At 60.9% G+C, this 24,020-nt stretch carries 24 protein-coding genes; 9 read left to right on the forward strand and 15 right to left on the reverse strand.

The genetic code is table 11. The annotated features are described in order from the left end of the window. Positions 1 to 44 precede the first annotated feature (44 nt). The 3 genes from J2X71_RS13265 to J2X71_RS13275 all read right to left on the reverse strand — a co-directional run bounded on the left by J2X71_RS13265 (position 45) and on the right by J2X71_RS13275 (position 1,158). On the reverse strand, positions 45 to 134 hold the full coding sequence (locus tag J2X71_RS13265; protein ID WP_007825856.1) for a K(+)-transporting ATPase subunit F: 90 nt from the start codon (positions 132 to 134) through the stop codon (positions 45 to 47). Between the two features lie 385 nt (positions 135 to 519). Further along, positions 520 to 882, reverse strand: coding sequence for a copper resistance protein CopC (locus tag J2X71_RS13270; protein ID WP_310382531.1), 363 nt, complete (start codon positions 880 to 882; stop codon positions 520 to 522). Positions 883 to 957: 75 nt separating this feature from the next. Then, positions 958 to 1,158, reverse strand: a complete 201-nt coding sequence (locus tag J2X71_RS13275; protein ID WP_310382532.1) for a hypothetical protein — start codon at positions 1,156 to 1,158, stop codon at positions 958 to 960. 239 nt (positions 1,159 to 1,397) lie between these two features. Between J2X71_RS13275 and J2X71_RS13280 the strand changes: the two genes are divergently transcribed. Continuing rightward, entirely contained in the window at positions 1,398 to 2,441 is a 1,044-nt protein-coding gene (locus J2X71_RS13280) for an NAD(P)-dependent alcohol dehydrogenase (protein ID WP_310382533.1), read from the forward strand. A 6-nt stretch (positions 2,442 to 2,447) separates the two neighbouring features. On the opposite strand, the gene J2X71_RS13285 is transcribed toward J2X71_RS13280, so the two are convergent. The 4 genes from J2X71_RS13285 to J2X71_RS13300 form a co-directional block, all read right to left on the reverse strand. Next, complete coding sequence (locus J2X71_RS13285; protein ID WP_310382534.1) at positions 2,448 to 3,017, reverse strand: VTT domain-containing protein; 570 nt, start codon at positions 3,015 to 3,017, stop codon at positions 2,448 to 2,450. A 34-nt stretch (positions 3,018 to 3,051) separates the two neighbouring features. Then, entirely contained in the window at positions 3,052 to 4,413 is a 1,362-nt protein-coding gene (locus J2X71_RS13290; protein ID WP_310382535.1) for an FAD-containing oxidoreductase, read from the reverse strand. After that, positions 4,413 to 4,871, reverse strand: coding sequence for a DUF4126 family protein (locus J2X71_RS13295; RefSeq protein ID WP_310382536.1), 459 nt, complete (start codon positions 4,869 to 4,871; stop codon positions 4,413 to 4,415). Before J2X71_RS13295 ends, J2X71_RS13290 begins: the two co-directional genes overlap by 1 nt. A 96-nt stretch (positions 4,872 to 4,967) precedes the next feature. Continuing rightward, positions 4,968 to 6,155: an acyl-CoA dehydrogenase gene (locus J2X71_RS13300; protein WP_310382537.1), complete on the reverse strand. Its 1,188-nt coding sequence runs from the start codon at positions 6,153 to 6,155 to the stop codon at positions 4,968 to 4,970. Positions 6,156 to 6,366: 211 nt separating this feature from the next. Between J2X71_RS13300 and J2X71_RS13305 the strand changes: the two genes are divergently transcribed. Continuing rightward, the gene (locus J2X71_RS13305) at positions 6,367 to 6,705 is read left to right on the forward strand and encodes a cupin domain-containing protein (protein ID WP_310382538.1); all 339 of its coding nucleotides are present in this window, start codon (positions 6,367 to 6,369) and stop codon (positions 6,703 to 6,705) included. On the opposite strand, the gene J2X71_RS13310 is transcribed toward J2X71_RS13305, so the two are convergent. Continuing rightward, entirely contained in the window at positions 6,706 to 7,650 is a 945-nt protein-coding gene (locus J2X71_RS13310) for a LysR family transcriptional regulator (RefSeq protein ID WP_310382539.1), read from the reverse strand. A 252-nt stretch (positions 7,651 to 7,902) separates the two neighbouring features. Between J2X71_RS13310 and J2X71_RS13315 the strand changes: the two genes are divergently transcribed. From J2X71_RS13315 to mmsB, 7 genes are all read left to right on the forward strand, one after another. Beyond that, on the forward strand, positions 7,903 to 9,114 hold the full coding sequence (locus J2X71_RS13315; protein ID WP_113321456.1) for an ABC transporter substrate-binding protein: 1,212 nt from the start codon (positions 7,903 to 7,905) through the stop codon (positions 9,112 to 9,114). A gap of 3 nt (positions 9,115 to 9,117) precedes the next feature. Continuing rightward, positions 9,118 to 9,903 (forward strand): ABC transporter ATP-binding protein, encoded by a 786-nt coding sequence (locus J2X71_RS13320; protein ID WP_310382541.1) that lies wholly within the window; start codon positions 9,118 to 9,120, stop codon positions 9,901 to 9,903. After that, positions 9,903 to 10,604, forward strand: coding sequence for an ABC transporter ATP-binding protein (locus J2X71_RS13325; protein ID WP_310382542.1), 702 nt, complete (start codon positions 9,903 to 9,905; stop codon positions 10,602 to 10,604). The genes J2X71_RS13320 and J2X71_RS13325 overlap by 1 nt, the downstream gene beginning before the upstream one ends. Positions 10,605 to 10,608: 4 nt before the next feature. Continuing rightward, the gene (locus J2X71_RS13330) at positions 10,609 to 11,496 is read left to right on the forward strand and encodes a branched-chain amino acid ABC transporter permease (protein ID WP_310382543.1); all 888 of its coding nucleotides are present in this window, start codon (positions 10,609 to 10,611) and stop codon (positions 11,494 to 11,496) included. A gap of 1 nt (position 11,497) precedes the next feature. Continuing rightward, entirely contained in the window at positions 11,498 to 12,487 is a 990-nt protein-coding gene (locus tag J2X71_RS13335) for a branched-chain amino acid ABC transporter permease (protein ID WP_310382544.1), read from the forward strand. Positions 12,488 to 12,596: 109 nt separating this feature from the next. Further along, positions 12,597 to 14,192 (forward strand): GMC family oxidoreductase N-terminal domain-containing protein, encoded by a 1,596-nt coding sequence (locus tag J2X71_RS13340; protein WP_310382545.1) that lies wholly within the window; start codon positions 12,597 to 12,599, stop codon positions 14,190 to 14,192. Positions 14,193 to 14,201: 9 nt separating this feature from the next. Further along, a complete protein-coding gene (mmsB, locus tag J2X71_RS13345; protein ID WP_310382546.1) occupies positions 14,202 to 15,083 on the forward strand; it encodes a 3-hydroxyisobutyrate dehydrogenase in 882 nt (293 codons plus the stop codon). Positions 15,084 to 15,090: 7 nt separating this feature from the next. Here mmsB and J2X71_RS13350 read toward each other — a convergent pair whose 3' ends face one another. The 7 genes from J2X71_RS13350 to J2X71_RS13380 form a co-directional block, all read right to left on the reverse strand. Continuing rightward, positions 15,091 to 16,140: a siderophore-interacting protein gene (locus tag J2X71_RS13350; protein WP_310382547.1), complete on the reverse strand. Its 1,050-nt coding sequence runs from the start codon at positions 16,138 to 16,140 to the stop codon at positions 15,091 to 15,093. Next, complete coding sequence (fhuB, locus tag J2X71_RS13355; protein WP_310382734.1) at positions 16,137 to 18,125, reverse strand: Fe(3+)-hydroxamate ABC transporter permease FhuB; 1,989 nt, start codon at positions 18,123 to 18,125, stop codon at positions 16,137 to 16,139. The genes J2X71_RS13350 and fhuB overlap by 4 nt, the downstream gene beginning before the upstream one ends. Further along, positions 18,118 to 18,993 carry an ABC transporter substrate-binding protein gene (locus J2X71_RS13360; protein ID WP_310382548.1) on the reverse strand — a complete coding sequence of 292 codons (876 nt, stop codon included), beginning with the start codon at positions 18,991 to 18,993 and terminating at the stop codon, positions 18,118 to 18,120. The genes fhuB and J2X71_RS13360 overlap by 8 nt, the downstream gene beginning before the upstream one ends. 3 nt (positions 18,994 to 18,996) lie before the next feature. Then, complete coding sequence (locus J2X71_RS13365; RefSeq protein ID WP_310382549.1) at positions 18,997 to 19,776, reverse strand: ATP-binding cassette domain-containing protein; 780 nt, start codon at positions 19,774 to 19,776, stop codon at positions 18,997 to 18,999. An 89-nt stretch (positions 19,777 to 19,865) separates the two neighbouring features. Then, positions 19,866 to 22,040, reverse strand: coding sequence for a TonB-dependent siderophore receptor (locus J2X71_RS13370; protein WP_310382550.1), 2,175 nt, complete (start codon positions 22,038 to 22,040; stop codon positions 19,866 to 19,868). Positions 22,041 to 22,201: 161 nt separating this feature from the next. After that, the gene (locus J2X71_RS13375; protein ID WP_310382551.1) at positions 22,202 to 23,086 is read right to left on the reverse strand and encodes an AraC family transcriptional regulator; all 885 of its coding nucleotides are present in this window, start codon (positions 23,084 to 23,086) and stop codon (positions 22,202 to 22,204) included. Positions 23,087 to 23,203: 117 nt separating this feature from the next. Then, entirely contained in the window at positions 23,204 to 23,959 is a 756-nt protein-coding gene (locus J2X71_RS13380) for a fumarylacetoacetate hydrolase family protein (protein WP_310382552.1), read from the reverse strand. Positions 23,960 to 24,020 lie beyond the last annotated feature (61 nt).

Consider the following 24,020-nt stretch of genomic DNA (forward strand, 5'->3'; position numbering starts at 1 on the left):
ACTTTCAGTACCTGGCTGCTTCTGGATGAGAAGCACCGGCTCTTTCAGAAACGTTCTGGGCGGATGAGAGCGTAGGTGAGGTAGACGGTGAGAAACACGGTCACGGCACCGCTCAAGACATAATCGAGGGTCATCTGTTCTCTCCTGTCAAAGCCTGTCACAGGCGCGCGTATAGGCAAAGCAAAGTCCGAAGAATACGACTGCAGTGCCGAGTAGAATTATATCCATCATCGATCTTGACTCCGGTTTGTTATTCTTGGAGTCAGACAAGACAAAGGGCGCCGGCTCAGTGGAAACGACACCATTTATGCTTTCTGGCGTGGAGATGATCTTTGCGATCTCTCGGACATTAATATGCGGCCGAAGCGCATAAAGGTTCGAGATTGCATCGGAGGCATCAATATAAAAATCTTATAAATGCCTTTATGCGGCCAAGGGCGCGATTAGGGCCGCCCCATAGACAAAAAAGCCGTGCCCGGAGGGCACGGCGCAATTTCGAACAGCTTGATATCGGAAGGTTCAGGGATCGACCCGGAACTGGTAGTGGCCCTCAGCGCTGTGGCCATCCATAGAGAGTACTCGCCAGTTGAGCGTATAGACGCCAGCCGCCATGGACGGATCGAGCGGGACCTTGAAGACGGAGCCTTCCGGTCCCGAAAGAAACGGCTTGCCGGTCGGCAATGTCAGGCCCTGGGCATCGAGAAGGGTTGCGGTCGAGCGGGCGAGATCGACAGGGCCGGTGAAGGTGAGCTCGAGATTGGCCGGCACCAGCTTTTCTTCTTGCTGCGGCGGCGGAAGCGATGCTTCTTCGATCGCCGCAGACGCCGCGTTTGCGGCAAAGAGAAGAGATGCGAACAGGCAGAATGACACAATCGATTTCATGACGGTCTTCCTTACGTTGCCGATCCGCATGGTGTCGGGAGCGTCATGCCCCCGCCACGCCATGCCGGCGCATGCTTAATAACGCTGTGGAGGGCGATTTCGATCCCTTGCCCGTGCAATAACCCGCACCGGCTGAAGCAGCGGCTGCGGCTGGCGGCCTTCCTGGAGTGCAGCAACAGCCTCATCCAACAGGTTGCGCCAGATTTCGCGGAGCTGTCGCTTGATCTGCGAGTTGGAAGACAGGTTTCTGCCGACATTGTCGTTGTCGTGCTCCATCGCTTTTCTCCTTCCCACTTGTCGTGGTCGTTGATGATCAACGTAGTCCTCGCCGGGCTTTTGTGGAATCATACGGACGTCTAGGGCGAGCTTATCTTTCGGGTGATAATTATGTGAGCATTTCGTCACATAATGAGCAAAAGCCTGATGGAGATGATTGAATTGCTCCGCCTTGCGGTCTTATAGTCGCCGCAACGGCGCCCCATGAATCGCGGGAGCCATAGGGAAGGAAACCGATCATGACCAAAGTCCGTGCGCTGGTACTGGAGCGCCAGCATGAGCTTGCGCTTCGCGATATCGATCTGCCTCTGGAGACGGGCCCCGGGCAGGTGAAGATCAAGATCCATACCGTGGGTGTCTGCGGCTCCGACGTGCACTATTATACGCATGGCAAGATCGGCCCCTTCATCGTCAACGAGCCGATGGTGCTCGGCCATGAGGCGGCAGGCACTGTGGTCGAGGTCGGCGCCGGCGTGACGCATCTGAAAGTCGGCGATCGCGTCTGCATGGAGCCCGGCATTCCCGATCCCAATTCCAAGGCAAGCCGGCTCGGCATGTACAATGTCGATCCGGCCGTTGCCTTCTGGGCGACGCCGCCGATCCATGGTGTCCTGACGCCTGAGGTCGTGCATCCGGCCAATTATACGTTCAAGCTGCCCGACAATGTCAGCTTCGCCGAAGGCGCGATGGTCGAGCCTTTCGCAGTCGGAATGCAGGCCGCCACCAAGGCGAAGATTGCACCTGGCGACACGGCCGTCGTCCTCGGCGCCGGCCCGATCGGCACCATGGTTGCGATTGCTGCCCTTGCCGGCGGCTGCGCCCGCGCGATCGTCGCCGACCTCGCCCAGCCGAAACTCGATATTGCTGCACAATACCAGGGCGTTATCCCGGTCAATATCCGCGAAAAAAATCTCGCCGAGGAAGTCAGCCGGTTGACCGATGGCTGGGGTGCGGATGTGGTCTTCGAATGCTCGGGCTCGCCGAAGGCCTGGGAGACGATCATGGCTCTGCCGCGCCCGGGCGGCGTCATCGTCGCCGTCGGCCTGCCGGTCAACCCTGTTGGTTTCGACGTCTCGACGGCCTCCACCAAGGAAATCCGCATCGAGACGGTGTTCCGTTACGCCCATCAATATGAGCGCTCGATCGCGCTGCTCGGCTCGGGAAGGGTGGACCTGAAGCCGCTGATATCAGAGACCTTCACCTTCGAGGAGTCGATCAAGGCTTTTGACCGCGCGGTCGAGGCGCGTCCGAGCGATGTCAAGCTGCAGATCGTCATGGACTAAGGCCCTCTACGGGTACTTGATCCTAAATTTCGTCTTGCGAAGCACCAGCGCCGCGCCCGCGATGAGGGCCGCGGCGCCGAGTGCGATCAGCAGATGATGATGCAGCGGCAGGCGACCGAATATCTGGTGAATCCCGTGCCCGAAGGCATAGCCGAGCGCCGTGAAAAGCTGACCCCAGATGAGCGCCGCCAGAAGGTTGAGCACGAGGAACCTCTGCGTCGATATATGCGTCGTGCCGATGACGATCGGGCTGATCGTCCGCAGTCCCACCAGAAAGCGGAATGCAAAAATGAACCCGGTCGGATATTTTTCGAGAAGTTGCGTGACCCGCGCGAGCGCCGGCGTCTCCATCACGCGGCGAACGAAGCTCCATTGGGCGGCATAGCGGCCGGCAAAGAACCACATCTGATCTCCGGCAAATGACCCCGCCGAGGCCGCCATTGAGGCGGCCCAATAGGTCAGAAGGTCACGATGCGCGATGACGCCGCCGAGAAAGGCGGCAGTTTCCCCTTCAAAGGCGGTGCCGAGAAAAATCGCCGGGAGGCCGTAATTTTCGATCAGCAGTTCAATATTCAATGACCGGTCTCCGGCTGATTACGATCTTCGGGGATCAGATCGCCTTCAAATCACCCAGCAGCGTCGGGATCAATTCCGAAACGGTGGGATGTATCGGCACGGACCATCGTAGCACCGGATAGGTCGTGCCGGCATTCATGGCATCGATGAAGCCGTGGATCGCCTCGTCGCCCTCGATGCCGAGAATGGCTGCACCTAGGATTTCCTTGGTCTCGGCATCTGCGACCACCTTCATGAAGCCCTTGGTTTCGCCGCGCTCATTGGCGCGGCCGACCCGGCTCATCGGGCGGGTCGAGACCATGATCTTGCGGCCTGAGGCGCGTGCCTGCTTTTCTGTCATGCCGACGCGGCCGAGCGGCGGGTCGATATAGAGGGCATAGGCAAGAATGCGGCTCGACACCTTGCGATCGTCGCCGTCAAGCAGATTGGCGGCGGCAATCTCGAAGTCATTGTAGGAGGTATGGGTGAAGGCGCCGTGGCCGTTGCAGTCCCCGAGCGCCCAGATGCCTTCGACATTGGTGGCCAGCCGTTCGTCGACGGTGATGAAGCCGCGCTTGTCGGTGGCCACGCCGGCGGCATCGAGGCCGAGGTCGTCGGTATTCGCCGTCCGGCCGGTGGCGATAAGCACATGGCTTGCCTCGATCGTTTCGGAGTCGGCCGTGACGGTCGCACTATTGGCGCCCTTGGCGAAGCGGATGTCCTTGACGTCAGTATGGATCTTTATGCCCTCGGATCTCAAGATATCGGCGATCGCATCGGAAATATCCTCGTCCTCGCGGGAGGCGAGTTTTGGGCCGCGCTCGATCACCGTCACTTCTGCCCCGAAACGTCGGTACATTTGCGCAAATTCCAAGCCGATATAGCTGCCGCCGATAATCGCGAGATGCTTCGGCAGGATGTCGAGATGGATGATGCCGGTGCTGGTCAGATAGTCGATATCGGCAAGACCCGGCATATCGGGGATCGTCGGGCGGGCGCCGACATTGAGGAAAATCTTCGGTGCCGTCAGCGTCTCGCCGTTGACGACGACTTCTTTCGGGCCTGTGAACCGGGCATGGCCGTAGATGACTGTCATAGTCTTCATGCCACCGAACCAGCCGCTTAAACCGTTGCGCGCATCCATTATGATCGTCTCTGCGCGATGGCGTACGGTCTTCATGTCGATTGCGATTTCGCCCGGGATCTGCACGCCGTAATCGGCGCCACGCCGCGCCACATGGGCAGCGCGGGCGCTTGCTACCAGTGTCTTCGTCGGCATGCAGCCTGCATTGACGCAGGTGCCGCCGAGGAACTTGCGCTCGATCAGCGCCACCTTCATGCCCGTTTCCGCCATGCGGGCGGCGAGGAATGGGCCGGCCTGGCCGGCGCCGATGACGATTGCGTCGAAGCTCTTCATCAGACTGCCCACGCGATGATAATGGCGCCGATGACGGCAACCGCATCCTCGATCAGGGCCGCCGGACGATCCTGGCCGAAGGAGGCTGCGAGCTTGCCGCGGGCGGCTGCACCGCCGAGCGTGCCGATGACCGCGCCGATGATGCCGGCGATCAGGCCGGCGAAGAGCAGGCTGCTTGCGGCGCCGATGACGGCACCGCACAGCGCGCCAACGATGATGCGGGTGGCGAACTGGATCGGCACCTTGCGCGAGGGGGTGGAGGGCAACTGGTCGGTGATGAGCTCAATGACGGCTAGCGCCGTGAAGATCCACGGCGTCCACTTGTAGCCCATGAAGGCAAGCGGCGTCTGAGAGATATCGAACCAGCCGAATGCCGCTCCCCAGGCGATGGCGGCAGGTGCGGTCATGGCGCGAAGACCGGCAATGACGCCGATCAGAAGTGCGAGCAGCAGAAGCATATGCAAATCCCCCTTGCACCGCCGGCCTCTCTGCCGCGGCAAGGGGAGGTTTGCACATTGTTGTCAAGGTTGCAATTCGCCTCGCGCGCCACTGAATTAGTTGGAGAAGGCGGCAATGCCTGTGATCGCACGACCGAGAATAAGCGCATGAATGTCATGCGTTCCCTCGTAGGTGTTGACCACTTCGAGATTGACGAGGTGGCGAGCGACGCCGAACTCGTCGGAAATGCCGTTGCCGCCCAGCATGTCGCGGGCTGCACGGGCAACCTCCAGTGCCTTGCCGCAGGAATTGCGCTTGAGGATCGACGTCAGTTCGACGGGCGGATGACCTTCTTCCTTCATGCGGCCAAGACGCAAACATCCCTGAAGACCGAGCGAAATTTCGGTTGCCATATCGGCGAGCTTCTTCTGGATGAGCTGGTTGGCGGCGAGCGGCCGGCCGAACTGCTGGCGGTCCAGCGTATATTGGCGGGCCGTCGCATAGCAGGCTTCGGCCGCACCCAGCGCCCCCCAGGCGATGCCGAAGCGAGCGGAGTTGAGGCAGGTGAAAGGTCCCTTGAGGCCGCTGACGTCGGGTAGCAGATTCTCCTCCGGCACCAAGACATTGTCCATGACGACTTCGCCCGTGATCGAGGCGCGAAGCCCAACCTTGCCCTGGATCTTCGGGGCTGAAAGACCCTTCCAACCCTTTTCCAGGATGAAACCGCGGATGAGGCCATCCTCGGTCTTTGCCCAGACGACGAAGACATCGGCAATCGGCGCGTTCGAGATCCAGGTCTTGGAGCCCGTCAGGCTATAACCGCCATCGACCTTCTTTGCCCGCGTCGCCATGGAGCCCGGATCGGAGCCGTGATTGGGCTCGGTCAGGCCAAAACATCCGATCCATTCGCCGGTCGCAAGTTTCGGCAGATATTTCTTCTTCTGCTCTTCGGAGCCGAAGGCGTCGATCGGCACCATGACAAGCGAGGACTGCACGCTCATCATCGAACGGTAACCACTGTCGACCCGCTCCACTTCGCGGGCGATCAGGCCGTAAGCGACGTAGCCGAGACCAGCGCCGCCATATTCCGGATCGATCGTGGGGCCGAGAAGGCCGAGTTCGCCCATCTCTCGGAATATTTCCGGATCGGTCTTCTCATGGCGGAAGGCTTCGAGGACACGGGGGCCGAGCTTTTCCTGCGCATAGGCATGGGCGGTCTCCTGCACCATGCGCTCCTCGTCGGTCAGTTGCTCCACCAGCCGGAAAGGATCGGTCCAGTCGAAAACCTCGCGCGTGTGCTGCATGTCCAGTCTCCTCACCACTGTTCAGGGTCATTCTAAAGGCATGCCTGATTTAAAGTCGCATAGACCCGCCCGTTTGCGGCGTCAACAAGGCGGTCATCGTGCCAAAGATGCAGCACCCATCTTTTCAAACGGCGGCTGGTGCGCCAGTTTGCGCGACGGATTCTCGCCAGATAGATTCTGGCCAGATAGATTCTGGAGTGAGGAGGCAGGCATGTCATCGAGCGATCTTTTCGTATCGGCCGAAAGCGCCGAATGGGTAAACCCCGAGCCAGGTGTGACCCGCCGCATCATGACCTATTTGCCCGAGATGATGATGGTGGAAGTGGCCTTCGAGGCTGGCGCCGTGGGAGCTGCCCATTTCCATCCGCATATCCAGGCAAGCTATGTTGCTGAGGGAAGCTTCGAGGTGACGATCGATGGCCGCACCGAAGTGCTGAAGCAGGGTGGCAGTTTCATTGTGCCGCCTAATCTCGTCCATGGCGTCAAGGCGCTGGAAAAGGGTCGGCTGATCGATACCTTCACCCCGCATCGCGCCGAATTCCTGAAATAGTCACACCTCTGCCTTCGCCTTTCGTGCTGTGCCGATATAGGGTGGGATGAAACAGGCGTCTTCGCTGCGTGCCGTTTCCCTCAAGAAGTCGATGACGGCGCGCACACGTGGCGCCTGCTTCAAATCTCTGTGGCAGGTGATCCAGTAGTGCCGCTTGAGGTCGATCTCGTCGGGCAGCACGCGCACCAGTTCGGGATAACGACAGGCGAAGAAATAGGGCAGAATGCCGAGGCCAAGGCCGTTTCTGGTGGCCGTCAACTGCGCGAAGATGCTGGAACTTTGGAATTGCGGCTTGATGCGCGGATGCACGTCGCCAAGATAATCGAGCCCCGGTGCGAAGATCATTTCCTCGATATAGCTGATGAAGGGGTGGTTCAGCAGGTCATCGCGCGTGCTGATGGGTGCTGCGCGGGCGAGATAGTCGCGCGAGGCGTAGACCTGCAGATGATAGTCCGTCAGCTTTTCCGCAAAGTAGGGGCCGCCTTTGGGCTCATCGAGGACGACGGAAATATCGGCCTCCTTGCGGGAGAGCGACATGATCTGCTGGATGGTGACGAGTTCCAGTGCCAGATGCGGATGGCGGGCGGCAAATTGCGGAAGGACGGTCGCAAAGAAGAAGTTGGCGAAACCTTCGGGAGCGCTGAGGCGGACGAGGCCGCGCTGGCTGAGCGAGCCATCGGCGAGATCGGCCCGCAGCCGCTCCGTTTCCTGTTCCATCTTCTCGGCGGTTTCGACAAAGCGCGTGCCCATGGCGGTCAGCACGTAACCACGCGGATTTCGTTCGAAGAGCTTGACCTTCAGCGCAAATTCCAGCCGATCGATGCGCCGCGAGACGGTCGCATGGCTGGAGCGCAGCTGCCGTGCAGCCGTCGAAAGCTGGCCGGTGCGGGCGACAGCTAGAAAAAACTGCAGATCGTCCCAAGTAAATTGCGAAGCGTGGGTCATCGGTGTCGCCGATCCGTCTACGTCTTTGGTCTAATGCCGCCCGGCAAAGAGAGCGTCGGGACTGTCGCCAGAGCGGCATTATGACGGGTTCTGTTCAAAAACGAGCAGATACTGTTTGGAATTAGATGTAAACCGCCAGTTGCCTCATGGAGGAAATTCCGTGATCGTAAGGGCGGAGCGGCCGCTTTGAGGAGAGCGGGTCGCCAAATTTGAACAGATTCGCGATCTGGCCAATCTCTGGGAGGAGAGAATATGCGAAAGAATTTCATTGCGTCCGTTGCATTTTTGCTTGCAAGCAGCACCGCCGTGTTTGCCCAAAGTGCTGCCATTTCCGATGGTAAGGTCAAGATCGGCATTCTGAACGACCAGTCGGGCGTTTATGCCGACTTCGGTGGCAAGTCCTCTGTCGAGGCTGCCAAGATGGCCGTCGAGGACTTCGGTGGCAAGGTACTCGACATGCCGGTCGAGATCGTCGATGCCGACCATCAGAACAAGCCTGATATCGCCTCCAACATTGCCCGCCAGTGGTATGACACCGAACAGGTCGATGCCATCATGGAGCTGACGACCTCTTCCGTGGCTCTTGCTGTGCAGGCCATCGCCAAGGAAAAGAAAAAGATCGATATCGTTACCGGTGCTGCGACAACGGATCTCACCGGCAAGGCCTGCTCGCCCTACGGATTCCATTGGGCCTATGACACCCATGCTCTGGCCGTCGGCACCGGCGGTGCGCTGGTCAAACAGGGCGGCGACAGCTGGTTCTTTCTGACGGCGGACTATGCCTTCGGCTATTCGCTTGAACAGCAGACCACCGATTACGTGAAGGCGAGCGGCGGCACGGTTGTCGGTTCGGTGCGCCATCCCTTGTCGACCCAGGACTTCTCGTCCTTCCTGCTGCAGGCGCAATCATCAGGCGCCAAGGTCATCGGCCTTGCCAATGCCGGTCTCGACACGTCGAACGCCATCAAGCAGGCCGCTGAATTCGGCATCACCCAGGGCGGCCAGCATCTGGCGGCGCTGCTCTTCACGCTTGCCGAAGTTCATGGCTTGGGCATGGAGGCCGCGCAGGGCCTTACGCTGACGGAAGGCTATTACTGGAACCGCGATGACCAGAGCCGGGAATTCGCCAAGAAGTTCTTCGCCCGCACCGGTAAAATGCCGAACATGGTCCACACCGGCACCTATTCGGCCGTCCTGCAGTATCTGAAGGCGATACAGAAGGCCGGCACGGATGAGACAGAAGCCGTCGCCAAGCAGCTTCATGAAATGCCCGTCGACGATGTCTTCGGCCGTGGCGGCACGGTCGGCCCGAACGGCCGCATGATCCACGATATGTATCTGTTGCAGGTCAAGAAGCCCGCGGAAAGCAAGGAGCCGTGGGACTATTTCAACGTTCTCGCCACCATTCCGGGCAAGGAAGCCTATATCGACCCCGCCAAGAGCGGCTGCGATCTGGTGAAGTGAACAATGGCGGTTTCCGCAATTGAAACTCAGGCCAAGCCGCGGGTAGTGCTTTCCGCCCGCGGCCTGCGCCGTGATTTCGGCGGCTTCACGGCCGTCAAGAATGTCGATCTCGATGTGCATGATGCGAGCGTGCATGCACTGATCGGGCCGAACGGTGCAGGCAAGACGACGGTGTTCAACCTGCTCACCAAGTTCCTGCAGCCGACATCAGGCACTATCACGCTGATGGGGACTGACATCACCAGGACGCCGCCGGACCGGGTGGCGCGCATGGGCCTCGTCCGCTCATTCCAGATCTCTGCCGTCTTCCCCCATCTTTCCGTGCTCGACAATGTTCGGGTCGCCCTGCAGCGGCCGAACAATCTGTCCACGCAGTTCTGGCGGCCGCTTTCGGCGCTCGACAGTCTGAACGACCGGGCCGAGCAATTGCTTGCCAGTGTCGGGCTTTCCAAGGAGCGCGATCATATCGCCGCCGATCTTTCTTATGGCCGCAAGCGCGTGCTTGAAATCGCCACAACGCTGGCGCTCGATCCGAAAGTGCTGCTGCTCGACGAGCCGATGGCCGGGATGGGGCAGGAGGATGTCAGCGTCGTCTCGGCCATTATCCGCGATGTCGCCCGCGACCGGGCGGTTTTGATGGTCGAGCACAATCTCTCCGTAGTCGCCAATATCTGCCGGCATGTGACCGTGCTGCAGCGTGGTGAAATCCTCGCCGAGGGCGACTATGCGACCGTCAGCCAGGACGAGCGTGTCCGGCAGGCCTACATGGGCACGGAGGAGCACCACTGATGGCGCCGCTTCTCGAAATTCAGGGTCTGAATGCCTGGTATGGCGAAAGCCATATCCTGCACGGGATCGACATGACGGTCGCTGAGGGCGAGATGATCACCATTCTCGGCCGCAATGGCGTTGGCAAGACGACAACTTTGCGCACCATCACCGGTATTGTGCGCTCCCGAAAGGGTACGATTAGCTTTGCCGGCACGGATATGATGCAGGTGCCGCTGCACAAGACCGCACATAAGGGTATCGGGTTCGTGCCGGAGGAGCGCGGCATCTTCGCGACGCTGACGGTTTCGGAAAATCTGATGCTGCCGCCTGTTGTGGCGCCAGGTGGCATGACCCTCGATGAAATCTACGAGCTCTTTCCAAACCTTTATGAGCGGCGCACGAGTTCCGGCACCAAGCTTTCGGGCGGTGAGCAGCAGATGCTGGCGATCGCCCGCATCCTGCGCACCGGCGTGCGCCTGCTGTTGCTCGATGAGCCGACCGAGGGGTTGGCGCCTGTTATCGTCCAGCGTATTGGCGAGGTTTTGAAGACGCTGAAGGAACGCGGCATGACCATCGTGCTCGTCGAACAGAATTTCCGCTTTGCAAGCCGTATTGCCGATCGCTTCTATCTGATGGATCATGGCCAGATGGTCTCGGAATTCCCGGTCGGCGAACTGCCGCAGCGCATGGATATGCTGCACAAGGTTCTGGGAGTGTGACGCGATGACGATGATCTTCGGCATTCCCTTGCAGGCGCTGCTCGGCCAGCTGCTGATCGGCCTGATCAACGGGTCGTTCTATGCACTGCTGAGCCTTGGTCTTGCGATCATTTTCGGTCTTCTGCGCGTCATCAACTTCGCGCACGGCGCCCAGTATATGCTCGGCGCCTTCGTCGCCTACCTGCTCTTGAATTATCTCGGTATCGGCTACTGGCCGTCGCTGATCCTGGCGCCCGTCATCGTCGGGCTTGCCGGCGCCGTCATCGAGCGGCTCTTCTTGCGTCGGCTCTACGATCTCGATCCGCTCTACGGCCTGCTCTTCACCTTCGGTCTGGCGCTCGCCGTCGAAGGCACGTTCCGTTATCTATACGGCTCGTCGGGCCAGCCCTATGCGACGCCGCCGGCCCTTGCCGGCGGCATGAACCTCGGCTTCATGTTCCTGCCGATCTATCGCGGTTGGGTGGTCGTCGTTTCGCTCGTCGTCTGCATCGGCACCTGGCTGCTGATCGAAAAGACCAAGCTCGGGGCCTATCTGCGCTCGGCGACGGAAAATGCTACTCTTGTTCAGGCCTTCGGCGTCAACGTGCCGGTTCTCCTGACCTTCACATATGCGCTTGGCGCTGGCCTTGCCGCTTTTGCCGGTGTGCTCGCAGCACCCATCTATCAGGTCTCGCCGCTAATGGGCTCGAACATGATCATCGTCGTCTTTGCCGTGGTCGTGGTCGGTGGGATGGGTTCGATCATGGGCGCCATCATCACCGGCTATGTGCTTGGCATCGCGGAGGGCCTGACCAAGGTCTTCTATCCGGAGGCCTCCAATATCGTCATCTTCGTCATCATGGCGATCGTGCTTCTCATCAGGCCCGCGGGCCTCTTCGGCCGGGATGCGTGACATGGCTGACATCACCGAAACCATCCGAACGGAAAAGAGCCGCACCGCACTTTCGGTGCAGACAGGGTTCCTGATCATCGGGTTGCTGCTTCTGCTGCTGGCGCCCTTCTTCTTCTACCCGATCTTCCTGATGAAGCTGCTCTGCTTCGCGCTCTTTGCCTGTGCCTTCAACCTGTTGCTCGGCTATACCGGCCTGCTTTCCTTCGGCCATGCGACTTTTTTCGGCGGGGCTGCTTATTTCACCGCCTATACAGTAAAGAGTTGGGGATTTCCGCCGGGACTCGGTATTCTCGTCGGCGTTGCCGGGGCGGCCCTTCTCGGCCTCGTCATGGGCTTCTTCGCGATCCGCCGGCAGGGCATCTATTTCGCCATGATCACGCTGGCGCTCTCGCAGATGTTCTTCTTCTTCTGCCTGCAGGCAAAATTTACTGAAGGCGAGGACGGTATCCAGTCCGTGCCGCGCGGCCACCTCTTCGGCTTCATCGATCTCAACAGCTCCACCAACATGTACTATTTCGTGCTGGCGGTGTTCCTGATCGGGCTGCTCATTATCTGGCGCTTCATCAATTCGCCCTTCGGCATGATCCTGAAATCGATCCGCGAGAACGAGCAACGGGCGATCTCGCTCGGCTATTCCGTGGCGCGCTACAAGCTCGGCGCTTTCGTGATGTCGGCAGCCCTTGCCGGGCTTGCCGGATCGGTCAAATCGCTGGTCTTCCAGTTTGCGACGCTGACGGATGTTGCCTGGCAGATGTCGGGTGAGGTGATCCTGATGACGCTGCTCGGCGGAATCGGCACGCTGATCGGCCCGGTCTTCGGTGCCGGCCTCGTCGTGACGCTGCAGAATTATCTCGCGACTTCGGAGTTCCCGGTGACCATCATTACGGGCGTGGTCTTCATGATCTGCGTGCTGATCTTCCGCCGCGGCATTATCGGTGAATTCTATGCCTCTCGGCTCGGGCGTAAACTGGGCTTTGTCTATCGCCGCTGAACGGGCGGACCTCTTTCCTGCAACGGGAAAGGATGTGCAGCGGCGCCGCGAAATCCCGCCTCCTCGGGCCCGGGGAGGCGGGACGCAGCCATTTCGGAGTGCATGATCCATGGATCGCTATGACTATATCATCATCGGGGCAGGCAGCGCCGGCTGCGTGCTCGCAAACCGGCTATCGGCCGACCGCAATACAAGGGTCTTGCTGCTGGAGGCTGGTGGCAACGACAATTATCACTGGATCCACATTCCCGTCGGCTACCTCTACTGCATCAACAATCCGCGCACCGACTGGTGTTTCACGACAGCGCCCGAGGACGGGCTGAACGGACGAGCGCTGAACTATCCGCGCGGCAAGGTGCTCGGCGGCTGCTCCTCGATCAATGGCATGATCTACATGCGCGGCCAGGCCCGCGATTACGATCTTTGGCGGCAGATGGGTTGCACCGGCTGGGGCTGGGATGATGTCCTGCCTTACTTCCGCAAATCGGAGGATCATTATCAGGGCGAGGATGAGATGCATGGCGCTGGCGGCGAATGGCGCGTGGAAAAGGCGCGCGTGCGCTGGGCCGTGCTCGACGCCTTCCAGCAGGCGGCCAGGGAAGCCGGCATTCCGGAAACGGCGGATTTCAACCGCGGCAGCAACGAAGGTTCCGGCTATTTCGACGTAAACCAGCGTTCCGGCATTCGCTGGAATACGACGAAGGCCTTTTTGCGCCCGGCGATGAAACGCGGCAACCTGACTGTGACGACCAAGGCGCAGGTGCGGCGGCTGCTGGTCGAGGAAGGCGCCGTTGTCGGCGTCGAGTTCCAGCATGGCGGTACGGCCAAGCGGGCTTATGCCGCGAAGGAAATCGTGCTGTCGGCGGGCTCCATCGGTTCGCCGCATATTCTGGAACTTTCCGGCATCGGCCGCGGAGAGGTTCTGCATCAAGCCGGCATTGATGTGCTGACCGAGGTCAAGGGCGTCGGCGAAAACCTGCAGGATCATCTGCAGCTTCGGCTGGCCTATAAGGTAACAGGCGTGCCCACGCTCAACGAAAAGGCGTCGAAGCTGATCGGTAAGGCGGCGATCGGGCTCGAATATCTCATGCATCGGTCCGGTCCGATGGCGATGGCGCCGAGCCAGCTCGGAATCTTCACCCGTTCCGGCCCGGACAAGGAAACGCCGGATCTTCAGTACCACGTGCAGCCGGTGTCGCTCGATAAGTTCGGCGATCCCGTCCACGCCTTCCCGGCGATCACGGCGAGCGTTTGCAACCTCAGGCCGGAGAGCCGGGGATCGGTGCATGTTTCCAGCCCGGATTTTGCCGCGCAACCGACCATTGCGCCAAGATACCTCTCGACGCAGCGCGATCGCGACATAGCTGTTCGTTCGATAAAGCTCACGCGCAGGATCGTTGCGCAGCCATCCTTTGCCCGGTTCCAACCGGAGGAATTCAAGCCGGGACCGAGCTATCAGAGCGAGGCGGAGCTGGAAAAGGCGGCGGGCGATATCGGCACGACGATCTTCCACCCGGTCGGTACCTGCCGCATGGGCATCGATCGGGACAGTGTGGTCGATCCGCGGCTGAGATTGCGGGCGCTCGGCAAGCTCAGGATCGCAGATGCGTCGGTGATGCCGGCCATCACCTCGGGCAACACCAATTCGCCGACGATCATGATCGCCGAAAAAGCGGCGGCCATGATCCTCGAGGACAACAGATAGGAGACGAGCATGGCAAAGATCGCATTCATCGGCCTCGGCAATATGGGCGGGCCGATGGCCGCCAATCTTGTCAAGGCCGGTCACGAGGTTCTCGGCTTCGATCTGGCCGCACCGGTGCTGAAGGCAGCCGAGGAGAGCGGCGTGAAGCCCGCCAGCCATGCCAGCCAGGCGGTCAAGGACGCTGAGATCGTCATTACCATGCTGCCGCAGGGCAAGCATGTGCTGACGGCTTGGGCCGATATCCTGCAATCGGCGGCACAAGGCACACTGGTGATCGATTGCTCGACCATCGATGTCGAAAGCAGCCGCAAGGCCCATGAGATGGCGAAGGCCACGAGCTGCCTGTCGCTCGATGCGCCGGTTTCCGGCGGGACGGGTGGAGCGAGCGCCGGCACGCTGACCTTCATGGCCGGCGGCTCGGAAGAGGCCTTTGCCAAGGCAAAGCCGATCCTCGAGGCCATGGGCAAGAAGATCGTCCATTGCGGCGAGGCCGGAGCAGGGCAGGCTGCGAAGATCTGCAACAACATGATCCTCGGTATTTCCATGGTCGGCGTCTGCGAGGCTTTTGTACTCGCCGAAAAGCTCGGCCTCTCGCATCAGGCGCTCTTCGACGTTGCCTCCACTTCATCTGGCCAGTGCTGGTCGATCAACACCTATTGCCCAGTGCCGGGACCGGTGCCGACCTCGCCTGCCAACAATGATTACAAGCCGGGTTTTGCCGCAGCTTTGATGCTGAAGGATCTCAGGCTTTCGCAGGAGGCCGCGCTCGCGAGCGGTGCCTCCACCCCCCTTGGTGCGGAGGCCGCACAGCTCTACGCACTCTTCGAGAAGCTCGGCAATGGCGGCAGGGATTTCTCCGCCATCATCGAGATGTTCCGCGAAAAGACGTGAGGCGGATTTACCGCTCCCAGTAAGCGCCGATGCTCATCTTGTGGCGGTCATGGCCGCACTCGGTCTTGAGGAAATCGCGGATGCGCTTGGCCTCGGACCGTTCGCAGCCGGCCCAGACGAAAGTGTCGGCATCGGCGTCGGCCAGTGCGCCTTTGATGATGCTTTCGATGAGACCCATGGTGCCGGCCGGCGCGCCGTTACGATGCATCCAGGTAAGGTCGATCGTGCCGGCCGACGGCAGCGGACGCTCTTCCGAGGGGCCATCGACTTCGAGGAATATACGCAACTGCGTTCCCACGGGAACTTCTGCGGCGATGCGCGAGATAGCGGGCAGTGCCGTCTCGTCTCCGGCAAGGATCATCGACGTGGCATCGGGGACGCCGCCGCCACCGGGCCCGAGCGCACCGGCGATATCGCCGGGCTGCGCATTCACCGCCCATTCGGCGCCGGGCATGTTTTCGCCTTCATGCAGCACAAAATCGATATCGATCTCGCCGCGTTCCAGATCGATGCTGCGGAATGTATAGATGCGCACAGTCAGCGCATCCTCATCCTTTGCCCATTCGATGCGGCCGTCCGCGCGCAGCTTCGGCCAGACAGGCGTTCGGCCCTTCGGCGGGATCAGCAGGCGGAAATGCAGCCCGCCGTGAGCGAAATGCTTGGCATCGTCGCAGGCCACGGTCACCCGGCGCATATGCGGGCTGATGTTGCGGGCGCTGACCACGCGGATCTCGCGCAGGTCCGGCAGGCGGTCCGCCTTCGGCGCGTCCGACCATGTGAGCTCCAGAGTCTCTTCTCCCGCGAATTGGAAGAGATACTCGGCAAGCACCGAACGGACATTCTGCAGCGCACGGGCACTCTTGCAGGAGAGTTCGATCGCAAGCTCCGGGCCTTCGTGGCGGATGTCCGCCTTCCCGATCGTCATCTCCAGCGTCACCAGATCGCCGTCGCGTTTGACGGTGCTGTGTTCGACGAAATGCGAGCAAAGCTCGTCGAGCATTCGGCCGGGATCGACGGCGATTGCGACGCCGGATGCAGTGAAACGTTCAGCCATCATTGTTTGATGTCCTTTCGCGAAAGCAGCCAGATGAGATAGGGGCCACCGATCAGCGCCGCGAAGAGGCCGACCGGTACCTGATAGGGGTAGATCACGACGCGCGAGAGCCAGTCCGCCGTTATCAGCACGCCGGCGCCGAAGAGCACGCTTGCGGCAAGCTGATGTGTGGGCCGATGAAAGCAGGCAAGCCGTGCAAGATGCGGCGCGATAAGCCCAGTGAGGCTGAGCGGTCCGACGAGGAAGGAGGCGGTCGCCGTCATCAATGCGGCGAGGATCGACAGCGCCAGCCGGCTTGCGCCGACGCGAAGGCCTAGCGCGCGGCTGGAATTGCCGCCAAGCGGCAGCATAGCCAGCCAGCGGCCGAGGAAGGGCAGTGGTGCCACCAGCACGATAAGAGAGATCAGCGCCGTCCAGGCTTCGAAGGCTCCGGCGCGGTTTGTCGATCCGGAAAGCCACGTGAGCAGAATATAGCCGCGCATGTCGCCCTGCGCGAGTACCATGGTGACGATCGCCATGGCGAAGGCGCCGATGCCGACACCGGCAAGTAGCATGCGCTCCGGCGAGAACTGCGCGCGAGCCGAAATGGCGATCATCGCCCCGAAGGCCGCGAGTGCGCCGAGCGCCATTGCAAGCAGCATGACGACGGGCGAGGGGAAGCCGAAGAGGAAAAGCGCGATGGTCAGCCCCGCGCCGGCGCCGCTGCTGATGCCGAGCACTTCCGGACTTGCGATCGGATTGCCGGTCACGCGCTGCATTATGAAACCGGCTGTCGCGAGCATGCCGCCGGCGCCGGCCGCAACGATGGTGCGCGGTAGGCGGAAGGGCAGCAGATCGGTGAAGAGCATACCGGTGGCGAAATGCCAGCCGTCATCGGCTGGGCCGAGGGTGAGGAAGACGATAAAGAGCAAAATGATCGCAGCAGAGAGCCCAGCGAGAGTGACCAGAGGCTTGGACAGCCTCTTGAGGGCCGCAGTCGACTGCGCGGCAACGGCCGAGACGGAATGGACGCGCGGCAACAGGAAAAGCAGCAGCGGTCCGCCAAGCAGGGCGGTTGCGGCGCCGGTCGGGGCAAGATCGGTGAAGCCGGGGCCGAGGATCTGTGTCAAGCAATCGGTGAAGAATAACAGACCAGCACCCGTCAGTGGTGCTGCGATCATCAGGCTCCCGGTGCTGCGCGCGCCGAAGAGCCTTGCAATTGCGGGGGCAGCAAGGCCGAGGAAGCCGATGACGCCTATTTCGGCGGTGACCGAGGCTGCGAGCCAGACGGCAAGAGCGAGAATGGCAAAGCGCGCGGAATGCAGCGCGAGGCCGAGGCTCCTGGCGCTCTTATCATCGAGTGTCAGAATGCGGAGTGGCCGTACGAGCAGCATGGCGGCAGCGAAACCGAGGATGAGGCGCGGCCCGAGTGAAAGCACGCCAGTCCAGTCCTGCTGGCTGAGCGAACCGGCGCCCCAGATATAAATCGACATGGCATATTCGCCGCGCGCCAGGATGAGCGTAACGCTCAAGGCAGCGGCAATCATGCTGACGATCATGCCCGAGAGCGCGACAGTGACCGGATCGAGCCCGCGTCGCCAGCTGAGCGCCAGCACGATTGCGACGGCGCTGAGCCCGCCGCCGAAGGCGACAATCTCACGCGAAAACCCGATCAGCAGTGGCGAGAAGCTGAGGGCGGCCGTCATCGCCAGTTCCGCGCCAGAGGCAATGCCGAGCGTCGAGGCATCGGCGATCGGATTGCGCAGCACGCGCTGCAGCAGCGTACCGGAAAGGCCGAGTGCTGCACCCGCGATCAGCGCCAGCACGGCGCGAGGCAGAATGCTGTTCCAGAGCAACACGCCATCGAGCACAGCGGCTTGAGCGGTGTCGCCAGGTACCTGCGGGCGCGTTGCGATCAGAAGCGTGAAGGCAGCGACGCAGAGAACTGGTAGCACGATTGCGGCAAACGGAATGCTCTGGCCGCGGGCAGGTCGGGCGAGACTAACCATTCCATGCATAGCCAAGCCCCTCCTGCAAAAGATCGGCAAAGCGCAGGGCTGCCGGCAAAGCGCCGTAGGGATTGATGGAGTCGAGCATCAGCACGCGCTTCTCGCGCACGGCCGGCAGCGCATTCCAGAAGGCGCTGGTCGAAAGCGTGGCAAGCGCATCGGCCGGCTGCGGTGCGATCATCACGATCCAGGCATCCGGCATGGAGGCCAGCGTCTCGATGCCGACGGGCGCGGCGGCCGAATAGCTGGTCGCGCCTTGCCAGGCATTGGTGAGGCCGACGCGCTTCAGCACCTCACCGAACATGCTATCAGAGCCGAAGACGCGGAAATGCCTGGCATCGCCGAGATTGATCGGAATCACGGGGCGGCCGTCGCCGGCAGCAAAACCTGTCTTGTAGCGATCGAGTTTGGCAGAAAGCTCCTCAGTGAGCTGCCTTGCGGCGGCAAGCTGCAGCCGTTCGCCGATCGCGATCGTTGCCTGTTCGGCAAGCGCATAGGGGCTTTCGCCCGGCTTGTAGATCGCATGGCGTTCGACAGGCGCGATCGGCTGCATTCGGGCATCCGCCCAGGCGTAGAAATTCGAGTTGAAGATCAGCTCCGGGCGGGCAAACCGCAGCACTTCGAAATTCGGCGTGCCGCGCAAGCCGAGATCGGCGACACCATCGGGAATGACAGGTGTCACCGCCACCTCACGGAACTGGCGCAGTTCCGTTCCGGCAACGACATTGGCGCCGATCGCCAGCAGGGTTTCGAGCAAGGCCCAATCGAGGGTCGCGACGCGCAGGCTGTCGGCCGCCCGCAGGAGCGCGGGGGTCGACAGCGTGGCCGCCGCACCGGCCAGAAACTGCCTGCGGGAGAACAATGCCATGGGCTACAACAGATAGCTGACCGGCTCGTTGCGAACCGGATGCGGGAAGACACCCATGCCGACACCGAAGATCGACTGCAGTTTGTCGGCCTGCATGATCTCGGCCGGCGTGCCTTCGGCGGTGATCTTGCCGTGGTTGAGTGCGATGATCGCGTCGCAATAGCGCGCAGCAAGATTGATGTCATGCAGCACGATGATGACTGTGAGCCCGCGCTCGTGGCTGAGTTCCTGCACCAGCGACAGCACGCTCGCCTGATGGGCGAGGTCTAGCGCCGACGTGGGTTCGTCGAGCAGCAGGCAGCGGGCGTTCTGGGCAAGCATCATCGCGATCCAGGCGCGCTGGCGCTCGCCACCGGACATGCTGGCGACCAGGCGGTCGGCAAAATCTTCAAGCTCGGTGCGAACGATCGCTTCCTCGACCATCTCGCGATCCGCTGCGCTGAAGCGGCCGAGCGTGCCGTGCCAGGGAAAACGGCCGAGCGCCACGAGTTCACGCACGGTCATGCCGTCGGTCCCCGGCGTGAATTGCGGCATATAGGCGACATGGCGGGCAAAGGCGCGGCTGCCCCAGTCAGCCGCCGCCTTGCCGTCGAAGGAGATCGAACCATTCTTCGGGGCAATCTGCCGGGCGATGGTCTTGAGGAGTGTGCTTTTGCCGGAACCGTTGGGGCCGACGAGGCCGTAGATGCGGCCGGCTTCGAGCGTCAGATCGATGCCGTTGAGGATTGTTCTGGCGCCGATGGCATAGTCTATTCCGGAAAGGCTCAGGAAGGACGTGGACACGAGGAAACTCCGGCTTGGCTGCAAAAGGTTCGGGAGGGCCGAGCCCTCTTTATCGCAGCTTCCTGAAAAACTAAACTCTATTTGTCAACTTACCATTTCTTGCTGAGCTTGAAAGTGACCGTGCGCGCATCGCCGTAACCGCAGACCGTCAGGCCGCCGCAGCTTTCGACATATTCCTTATCGAAGAGATTGGCGACGTTGAGAGAGGCGCCCCAGTTTTCCTTCTCATAGCGGATCGCCGCATCGACGAGAGTGGCAGCCGGCACTTTTTCGGTATTGGCTTCATCAGCCCAGGACGTTCCCTGGTGACGGACGCCCGCACCGAAGCTCAGGCCTTCCATGGCGCCTGTCGTGACCGTGTAGTCGACCCAGAGCGAGGCGGTCACCTTCGGCACGATATAGGGCGACTTGCCGACAAGAGTGGGATTGGCGTCGTTTTCCGTCACTTCCATATCTGTATAGGCAAGCGAAGCGAGGACCTTCCAGTTGTCGGTGAGGTTGACCTTGCCTTCCAGTTCGGCACCGCGCGAAACGACTTCGCCAAGTTGGCTCTGGGCGAAGGTCGCAGGGTTGGTGACCGTGTTGTTGCGCTTGGTGATGTGGAAGACCGAGGCCGTGAGCGTGCCGTCGATGAAGGTCGGATCATACTTGATGCCGCCTTCGAACTGCTGGCCTTCCTCTGGCTTCAGCGCACCTGATACGCCTGTGCCGATCAACGGATTGAAGAAGGTCGCGGCGCTGACATAAGGCGTCAGGCCGTTGTCGAATTCGTAGGCCAGGCCGACACGTCCGCTGACGGCACTGTCGTCGGAATTGTAGGTCGTTCCGACGATCGCATCGGAATCGGTGTCGACATAGTCATAGCGGCCGTTGAGCGTCAGCAACCAGCCGTCGCCGAAGTGGATCTGGTCCTGCCCATAAATGCCGAGCTGCCTTTGCGTGACGACCTGGTCGATCTGTGTGCTGTTGGCGGGCTGCGGTAGACCGTAGATCGGATCGGTGGCGCTGATCGGTGTTGCAGAGATCGGCCATGTCGGCCATTTCTGCAGATTATCGAGGTTGTAATATTTGTAATCGAGGCCGACGAGCATGTTGTGCGTAGCGCCGCCAAATTCGGCTTCGCCTTCCAGCCGGTTGTCTATGCCGAAGGAATCGACGCCGGAACGGCCTTCGAAACCGATGCGGCCAAGCAGATAGTCTGGGCCAGTCGGCACGCCGCCAACCCAGCCGTTGAGGTATGGACCGATCTCGTGCTTGTCGAGGCGGCCGTAACGCAGGTTCTGCGAGAACTTGATGCCGTTGTCGAACTCGTGCTGGAACTCATAACCGATCATCTTCTGGACATAGCTGCCGTCGTCGATGTCGGGTTCGCCATAGAAGGCATCGCGTGGGATCTTGCCGAAGGGTGCGTCCTTGACCGTACCGACATAGGGGAAGAAGCCGTTGCCGGTATGGACCTGGTCGAGGCCGCCGAGATAGCCCCAGACCGTGAAGCGTGTCGCATCATCAGGCGCGATTTCCAGTTGCGGCATAATGAAGCCACGGAAATCATGCGAGAAATCCGAATAATTATCGCCGCCTGCAACCTTGCCGGTGATGCGGTAGGTCATCGTATCGCTAGAGCCGGCCTTGTCGGAGATGTCAAATCCCGTAAAGGCGTTGCCATTACTGTTGATGCCGATATCGGTGTAATAGAGCGGCTCGTCGAGCGGGCGCTTGCGCACGAGATTGATGATGCCGCCCGGGTTGGCGCCGCCATAGAGAACCGAGGCGGGGCCTTTTAGAACATCGACACGCTCCAGCATGAAGGGATCGATCTGGAAGCCGCCGAAGCCGTAGCTGAAGAGGGTGAGGTTGTCGAAGAAGACGCCGGTCTGTGTGGCGTTGAAGCCGCGAATGTAGAACCAGTCGGTATCGGGGTCGTTGCCATAGGGCTGGGCGATGACGCCGGGCGTATAGAGCAGTGCTTCATCGACCTTGTTGGTGATGCCGCGATCGTCCATTTCCTGCTTGCCGATGACGGAGACCGACTGCGGAATTTCGTTGATCGGCGTATCGCTCTTGGAGCCGGCAGACGAATTCTTCGCGACATAGCCTTTGACCGGAGCGGTGGCGCTATCGCTGCCGCCCTGGAGGACGATCGGCGCCAGTTGCGTCGGGCTGGCGTCCTGAGCAAGAGCGGAGGATGCCGCCATGATGCTGGTGACAGCCGTTCCTGCCAGTAGATATGCCCTGAAGGTGAGCCCCTTGGTCTGCGCTCGCATAGATTACCCCACTCGTGCCGCGGCTTTTCCTGCCGCGGTATGGCCTTGAATAAGTCGAGTGTTAACTCAAATTTAATCGGGCGGATTGTCGCGATCGGGTGGAAATTGAACGTTCTTGGGCAATTTTCCGCGCTGCACGCAAATGCTCTGATGTGTTGCAATTACGCAATCTGCGCCTTTTTCCAGTTCGCCGGCGTGGTTCCCAAATTCTTGCGGAAGACACGGGTGAAATGGGCCTGATCGGCAAAGCCGGTTTCCACAGCGATGGTTGTCAGGGGGTATTCACCGCGCACCAGCAGGTGTTTTGCGCGGTCGAGGCGGACATTGGTCTGATATTGATGGGGTGCAACGCCAGTCGATGCCTTGAAGGCGTGGCTGAAATGCGATTGCGACAGGCCGGCGACGGATGCCAGCTCTTCCAGGCGGATATTGCGCAGGCAATTTTCCTCGATGAAATCGGTGGCGCGGCGCAATTGCCAGCCGGCAAGCTTGCTGCGCTTGCGCGGCTGCACCTTGGTGAGCTTCAGCACATCGATGATGAGCGAGAGCGACAGGCCGTCGCCGTAGAGATCATGCAGCGGTTGCGGATTAATGCATTCGGCGGCGATCAACTGGGCGAGCGACAAAAGGCGCTCGTCGGAAAACAGGAGCTGGGCATTGGCAAGGCGCTGCGGATCGAGATCGTCGCCGAGCCTTCGGCTGATGGTCTCGACATCGAAATGGATGTCGAGATGGCGCAGCGAATGCACATCCACCAGATCGGCCCAGACTTCCATGTCGGCTGGCACGTAGGAGATCGGCCGCTTTTCGGTGTCCTGCACCGTGCCGTGGGCGCGTGGCGAGAGCTTTACCCGCGAATTGCCCGGCCCGCGCTTTTCAAGGAGGATGAAAAGCCGCGGGTCGCGCGATACGTAATAGCCACCGGAATGGGGAGCGCAGTCCACATCCCAGACATCCGCCACGATGCCGTTCCACACCCGGCGATTGACGCCCTTCGTGACGGAAAAGCCGTGAATTCTGTTTTGCATGCGCGGTTGAAATGTCATTTCCACTTCCGCCTCCGGCCCGATGGCCGAAATAAACCTTCGTAATATACTCAAGTTTAATACAGGAGGCGGAGCGGGATGACAATCACCCAGTTTATGCGGGCAGAAATGCCGGTATCAGATGACGGAGAAGGTCAGTCGTGCGCTGGCGCCGAAGCGTATGTCGATCTCGCCGGGTTCGGTGAGTTCGACGGCGCCGCTGAGCGTGCCGGTCGTGACGAGCGCGCCGGATTTCAGGGAATCTTCCGGGCGCAGCGGGTCGTTGGCATAGTCGACCAGCCAGGTCACGACGTCGCCCTTCGGATGCTTGGCAAGACCGTCATAGATCGTCCTGCTGCCCTGGGTGACCTTCAGCGGCGTGCTTGCGGCCGTGTCGATGAAGCTCTTTGCAATGGAGGGGCCGAGCACGTAGCCGCTATTGCCGAGACGATCCGCGAGGAAGAGGAGGAAGGAGACAGCCCCGCTTTCCTTGACCGCGCTGACCAACAGTTCGGCGCCGAGATAGGCGGTGGAAATTGCCTCCAGCACTTCGGCACGGCCGTAGGGTGCGTCGTTGCGGTAAGGAAGATCCTTGCCGAAGCGCACGGCGATTTCGGTTTCGAATTTCAGGCCCGGATACCAGGCAATGGTCGCACCCGATACGGCTTCGGCATAGGGATGGAGAGGTGCGGTGACCGGCTGGCCCTCGGGCGAGGCCGTGACCTTCCAGGCGTTGCTGCTGACCCCTTCTTCAGCCTTCAGGGCATTCTGGGTTTCCATCGCCTGGTTCAGGTCGCTCGGCAGCGGAAAGGCGCTCGTCGGCTCCTGCTTTCCGGTCTGGCGCAGGCTGTAGAGTTTGGCGGCCAGTGCGCGCGGGTCGAATGATTCAGTCATGCTGTTTCCTCCATCAAATCGAGAGGTGCCACACTAGCGGCGCGGCCGACATGAACAAGGG

This window comes from Rhizobium sp. 1399 (assembly GCF_031455475.1).
GTDB lineage: Bacteria > Pseudomonadota > Alphaproteobacteria > Rhizobiales > Rhizobiaceae > Rhizobium.

Bases quoted from the DNA above. Each gene is read 5' to 3' on its own strand.
- J2X71_RS13275 (WP_310382532.1), bottom strand. From the start codon at position 1,158: ATGGAGCACGACAACGACAATGTCGGCAGAAACCTGTCTTCCAACTCG.
- J2X71_RS13270 (WP_310382531.1), bottom strand. From the start codon at position 882: ATGAAATCGATTGTGTCATTCTGCCTGTTCGCATCTCTTCTCTTTGCC.
- J2X71_RS13350 (WP_310382547.1), bottom strand. From the start codon at position 16,140: ATGATGGCTGAACGTTTCACTGCATCCGGCGTCGCAATCGCCGTCGAT.
- J2X71_RS13380 (WP_310382552.1), bottom strand. From the start codon at position 23,959: ATGACTGAATCATTCGACCCGCGCGCACTGGCCGCCAAACTCTACAGC.
- J2X71_RS13335 (WP_310382544.1), top strand. From the start codon at position 11,498: ATGGCTGACATCACCGAAACCATCCGAACGGAAAAGAGCCGCACCGCA.
- fhuB (WP_310382734.1), bottom strand. From the start codon at position 18,125: ATGGTTAGTCTCGCCCGACCTGCCCGCGGCCAGAGCATTCCGTTTGCC.
- J2X71_RS13280 (WP_310382533.1), top strand. From the start codon at position 1,398: ATGACCAAAGTCCGTGCGCTGGTACTGGAGCGCCAGCATGAGCTTGCG.
- J2X71_RS13370 (WP_310382550.1), bottom strand. From the start codon at position 22,040: ATGCGAGCGCAGACCAAGGGGCTCACCTTCAGGGCATATCTACTGGCA.
- J2X71_RS13300 (WP_310382537.1), bottom strand. From the start codon at position 6,155: ATGCAGCACACGCGCGAGGTTTTCGACTGGACCGATCCTTTCCGGCTG.
- J2X71_RS13315 (WP_113321456.1), top strand. From the start codon at position 7,903: ATGCGAAAGAATTTCATTGCGTCCGTTGCATTTTTGCTTGCAAGCAGC.
- J2X71_RS13305 (WP_310382538.1), top strand. From the start codon at position 6,367: ATGTCATCGAGCGATCTTTTCGTATCGGCCGAAAGCGCCGAATGGGTA.
- mmsB (WP_310382546.1), top strand. From the start codon at position 14,202: ATGGCAAAGATCGCATTCATCGGCCTCGGCAATATGGGCGGGCCGATG.
- J2X71_RS13320 (WP_310382541.1), top strand. From the start codon at position 9,118: ATGGCGGTTTCCGCAATTGAAACTCAGGCCAAGCCGCGGGTAGTGCTT.
- J2X71_RS13295 (WP_310382536.1), bottom strand. From the start codon at position 4,871: ATGCTTCTGCTGCTCGCACTTCTGATCGGCGTCATTGCCGGTCTTCGC.
- J2X71_RS13330 (WP_310382543.1), top strand. From the start codon at position 10,609: ATGACGATGATCTTCGGCATTCCCTTGCAGGCGCTGCTCGGCCAGCTG.
- J2X71_RS13265 (WP_007825856.1), bottom strand. From the start codon at position 134: ATGACCCTCGATTATGTCTTGAGCGGTGCCGTGACCGTGTTTCTCACC.
- J2X71_RS13375 (WP_310382551.1), bottom strand. From the start codon at position 23,086: ATGACATTTCAACCGCGCATGCAAAACAGAATTCACGGCTTTTCCGTC.
- J2X71_RS13290 (WP_310382535.1), bottom strand. From the start codon at position 4,413: ATGAAGAGCTTCGACGCAATCGTCATCGGCGCCGGCCAGGCCGGCCCA.
- J2X71_RS13340 (WP_310382545.1), top strand. From the start codon at position 12,597: ATGGATCGCTATGACTATATCATCATCGGGGCAGGCAGCGCCGGCTGC.
- J2X71_RS13310 (WP_310382539.1), bottom strand. From the start codon at position 7,650: ATGACCCACGCTTCGCAATTTACTTGGGACGATCTGCAGTTTTTTCTA.
- J2X71_RS13360 (WP_310382548.1), bottom strand. From the start codon at position 18,993: ATGGCATTGTTCTCCCGCAGGCAGTTTCTGGCCGGTGCGGCGGCCACG.
- J2X71_RS13325 (WP_310382542.1), top strand. From the start codon at position 9,903: ATGGCGCCGCTTCTCGAAATTCAGGGTCTGAATGCCTGGTATGGCGAA.